General features: G+C 57.1%; 3 protein-coding genes. 2 read left to right on the top strand and 1 reads right to left on the bottom strand.

Going from position 1 to position 4,503, the window contains the following annotated elements; genetic code table 11:
* Window positions 1-261: 261 nt before the first annotated feature.
* Window positions 262-1,068 (bottom strand): hypothetical protein, encoded by an 807-nt coding sequence (locus tag KYK14_RS21545; RefSeq protein WP_219161721.1) that lies wholly within the window; start codon window positions 1,066-1,068, stop codon window positions 262-264.
* Between the two features lie 255 nt (window positions 1,069-1,323).
* On the opposite strand from KYK14_RS21545, the gene treA reads away from it, so the two are divergent.
* On the top strand, window positions 1,324-2,889 hold the full coding sequence (gene treA, locus KYK14_RS21540) for an alpha,alpha-trehalase TreA (RefSeq protein ID WP_219161720.1): 1,566 nt from the start codon (window positions 1,324-1,326) through the stop codon (window positions 2,887-2,889).
* A gap of 196 nt (window positions 2,890-3,085) precedes the next feature.
* Window positions 3,086-4,351 carry an MFS transporter gene (locus KYK14_RS21535; protein WP_219161719.1) on the top strand — a complete coding sequence of 422 codons (1,266 nt, stop codon included), beginning with the start codon at window positions 3,086-3,088 and terminating at the stop codon, window positions 4,349-4,351.
* The last annotated feature ends 152 nt before the right edge of the window (window positions 4,352-4,503 follow it).

Here is a 4,503-nt window from a genome sequence, read left to right as displayed (position 1 = left end):
CAAATCAGGCATTGGAATGGTGAAATGGTGAAAGAAAACGCGTCTGTCATCCTGAGTGCAGCGAAGGACCTTCTCACACTAGAACGCCATGCTCCGGCATTCATCGTTTTGGAACAAGTATACAGCAAACAACTAGGCCGTCCTGCCGCAGTTTGCGAAGCATGAAGGCCTTGCTATTTCCTGGTTTACGGACCCTAGCGTGAGAAGGTCCTTCGCTGCACTCAGGATGACAGAATTTTTTCTACGTCACAACTCGCCATTTCACACCCTTACCACTTCTCCAGGCTGCTCAACGGAAATAATGAGCTTATTGTAGTGCTGCTTGATGTAGGCAAACAGCGTGGAAATGAACAGTAGAATACCCGCCATTTCGAATGCCTCTTCCAGCGTCATAATGACGAGGTAGGTAGGCGTCTGGTTGTCGGTGGTAGGGTCGGGGTTACCGTCGGTGAAGTAGTTACCGCCCAGCATTTCAAACACCACTGCACCTAGCACGAACACAGCCCCGGCCAGAATAAAGCGCAACCGCATCTGTGGCGACAGCGAGAACAGGAACTTGAGGTAGGCCACGGCAAACACCACCGCAAACAGTCCGCCCACTATCACCCACGAAAACCGCAGGTAGCCTGTGAGATTGAACATGTTGTGCAAGGGCTCAATCAGGAGTTCGTGCAAGCTCACGCTCTCATCGAGGGCCAGAAACAGGAACACGAAGCTAAGCCCCTGCCACTGCCGCCAGAAACCATCCTGGTCCTGCCGCTTCAAAGAAGCAATAACGGCCAGCAGAAGCGAGGAGAAAAAGAGAATGAACGCCGAGAAGAAAGCCGGAAAGTTGGCCTCGCGGTCGAAATAGAACTTCTCGAACAGCAGGCGACCGGGCCGGATGTCATTCACGAACTCCGCCACAATCAGCAACTGCATGGCCACCAAAATGCCAAACCCAATGAGCAAATACTTGAAAATGGCGTTGGGAAAAGCCCGCACCACTCTACCCTTGCTGGTTAGCTGAGAAGGAGTATGAGTGGACGTAACCGGCGGCGTTCTTTCTAGGGTTGAGGTGTTTTCCATAGAGTAGGATGAGGTATAGGAAAGGCTAGGGAAAGGTTCTCTTTTACGTAATGTGTTGATAATGTTATGGTAATATAAAAGGATTTTGATATTGTGCATATAACGACCAGTACGACAAGGAACAAGCGTGCTTCTCAGGGCCTTAAGTAAAGCGAACTGTGGACAAGCACAGAGAGCAGGGTAGGGGCTGTGCCAACTTCTGCGCCGTGGCTGCGTTTTCCGCAGATACCCTTCCCGACACTACCCACGATGACGATGAAGAACGTTCTGCTCTGTTTTCTGCTCTTGGCTACTGGTGTGGCCTATGCCCAACCCTCGCCCCGACAGCTCTACCCTGGCCTGTTTGAGGCCGTGCAGCTGGGCCGCGTGTATCCCGACAACAAAACCTTTGTGGACCTGCTGCCCACTGTGCCGCCGGCCGAGGTGATGAGCGCATACCAACGAGAAAAGGATCAGGCCGGCTTCGACTTGAAAGCCTTTACCCAGCGCTACTTCGCGCTGCCCGCCGAAGACACTGCCACCTACCACAGCAACGTGGCCGCCGGCATCCGGGCCCACCTCGACACGCTCTGGACGGTGCTGCGCCGCCCAGCGCGGGTTACGGCGCCGCCCTACTCGTCGCTGGTGGCGCTGCCCAAGTCCTACGTAGTGCCGGGCGGGCGCTTTCGGGAGGTGTACTACTGGGATTCGTACTTCACCATGCTGGGATTACAAGAGGCCGGCCGCACCCAGCAGGTGCGCGATATGGTAGACAATTTTGCCTACCTGATTGACCAGGTAGGGTTCATCCCGAACGGCAACCGCACCTACTACCTCACCCGCTCGCAGCCGCCGTTTTTTGCCCAGATGGTGCAGTTGCTGGCCCAGGCTGAAGGCACGCCCGCTACCCTGGCCCGCTACCGCCCCCAGCTCGAAAAGGAGTACACCTACTGGATGGCCGGCGCCGACTCCCTGCAACCCGGCACTGCTACCCGCCGCGCCGTGCGCATGCCCAAGGGCGAACTGCTGAACCGCTACTGGGACAGCAGCGACCAGCCCCGCGAAGAGTCCTACGCCGAGGACGTGGCAGCGGGCAAGCTCACGCGGCAGCCGCTGCCGGAATTCTATCGCAGCGTGCGCGCCGCTGCCGCCTCGGGCTGGGATTTCAGTACGCGCTGGTTTGGCCCCGCTAATACCATGGCTACCATCGAAACCACCAACCTGGTACCGGTCGATCTGAACTGTCTGGTGCTGGTGTTGGAGCAAACCCTGGCCCGTGCCTATGAGCAGGAAGGAAATAAAGCCCAGGCGTTTGCCTACGCACAAAAGGCCAAGGCGCGGGCAAAGGCCATTCAACGCTATTGCTGGGACAGGCAGGCCGACTGGTACGTCGATTATGATTTGCCCGAGCGACGCCGGGCCAGCATCCATACCCTGGCTGGCGTATTTCCGCTGGCCTACGGGGTAGCGACCAAGGGGCAAGCCAGCAAAGCCGCCCGCCGCCTCGAAAGCGAGTTTCTGCGCGATGGGGGCCTGCTTACTACCAGCAACGAAAGCGGTCAGCAGTGGGACGCGCCCAACGCCTGGGCGCCCCTGCAATACCTGGCCGTGCAGGGCCTGCGCCGCTACCAGCACCACGCCCTGGCCGATACCGTAGCCCACCGCTGGACCAGCCTGAACGTACGCGTGTTTCGGGAAACCGGCAAGCTGCTTGAGAAGTACAACGTGGAGGACATTCACAAAACCGCGGGTGGCGGCGAGTACCCTTTGCAAGATGGCTTCGGCTGGACCAATGGCGTCTTGCTAAAACTTCTCAATGAGCAGAAGCAACGCCAGAAGTAGTGGGCGTAAGCTGCTAGGCGCTACTATATATCACATAGTATATGTGACTCCTTGACTGTTATAATATGGTGCGGGTTGTGTTGTTCGCGTAGCTACGCTGTTGTACGGCCCGTGAGGTGAGTTGCGAACGACATAGTTCGCACTACTCTACAAAAAGCACAGAACCGCTTTAGACGCGGATTGCAGTATCTCACGCATGAATTTGAGCACCTTTCGCGCCTTTCGTAGCCGCAACTACCGGTTGTATTTTGGTGGGCAGTCGTTGTCGCTCTTGGGTACCTGGATGCAGAAAACGGCCGTTAGCTGGGTGGTGTATTCGCATACCAACTCCAAGTTGATGTTGGGAATAAGCGTATTTGCTACCCTGTTTCCAGCCGCTATTTTTTCCTTTCTCGGCGGCGGAGTAGCCGACCGCTACCAGCGCTACCGTGTGCTGCTGCTCACGCAGGTGCTCTCCATGATACAGGCGCTGCTGCTCACGCTCCTGATCTGGCAACGGCCAGATGCAGTGTGGGGCATCATCGGCCTGAGCGCCATGCTGGGCATCATCAACGGCTTCGACGTGCCGGCCCGCCAGTCGCTGGTACCCGAGCTGATCAAGAACCGACAGGACTTGCCCAACGCCCTGGCGCTGAATTCTTCGATGGTGAATCTGGCCAAGCTGGTAGGCCCGGCTTTGGCGGGCTTTGCGCTGGAGCACCTGGGCGCGGTGGCCTGTTTTGGGCTGAACGCACTGAGCTTTGTGGCCGTCATTGGTTCGCTGCTGGCTATCCGGCTGCCGCCCTACGTAGCCAAGCTACACACGAAAAACATGCTGGCTGAGCTACGCGACGGGCTGGCCTATGTGGCCGCAACACCGGCTATCCGGCACATTCTTCTGATGCTAGCCCTCGCCAGCCTGCTGGCCCTACCCTTCACTACGCTGCTACCCGTGTATGCCAAGGACGTTTTTGGTGGCACGGCCAGCACCTTTGGCATGCTGGATGGGGCCATTGGCCTGGGCGCCTTTATCGGGGCCATTTTTCTGGCGTCGTTGAAAGCCAGCGTCAACCTGAGCAAGGTGCTCACGGTGAATACCTTCATCTTTGGGGTAGGGCTGCTGCTGTTTTCGCATGCGCCATGGTATCCACTGGCGTTGTTGTTTTTGGTACTCGGCGCGTTTGGGATGATGTCGCAGATCACCATCAGCAATACCCTACTTCAAACAACCGTGGAGCCCGCACTACGGGGGCGGGTACTGAGCCTCTATGTGCTGGCCTATGCGGGGCTGGTACCGTTGGGTAGCCTGCTGGTAGGCGCTGTGTCGGAGCACATTGGCGTGCAGAACACAGTATTAGCAGAGGGTATTCTTACGCTACTGATCGGGGTGTTGCATCTGCGCACGCTGCGCCGCAAGTCACGCGAAGCGTCGTTGCAACCTGCGGCTGCCGAGCCGGTTTCTGAAACAGCAGTGCCTGTATAGAACGGTGTAGAAACGCCTACTTGCGTCTCATCGTTGAACGATTTCGTGCATCCAGCGCGGCCGATGAGACGCAAGTAGGCGTTTCTACACCGTTCACTAGGTAGCCTAAACAGATAACAACGTAGAAACTGCTATTAGTAATACAGCAGAAT

Origin of the sequence: Hymenobacter profundi, from assembly GCF_019334315.1 — a bacterium.
Taxonomy (GTDB): domain Bacteria; phylum Bacteroidota; class Bacteroidia; order Cytophagales; family Hymenobacteraceae; genus Hymenobacter; species Hymenobacter profundi.
Note: the sequence above shows the minus strand (reverse complement) of the source record. Positions and strands in the feature narration are given on the sequence as shown.

Bases quoted from the DNA above. Each gene is read 5' to 3' on its own strand.
- KYK14_RS21545 (WP_219161721.1), bottom strand. From the start codon at position 1,068: ATGGAAAACACCTCAACCCTAGAAAGAACGCCGCCGGTTACGTCCACT.
- KYK14_RS21535 (WP_219161719.1), top strand. From the start codon at position 3,086: ATGAATTTGAGCACCTTTCGCGCCTTTCGTAGCCGCAACTACCGGTTG.
- treA (WP_219161720.1), top strand. From the start codon at position 1,324: ATGAAGAACGTTCTGCTCTGTTTTCTGCTCTTGGCTACTGGTGTGGCC.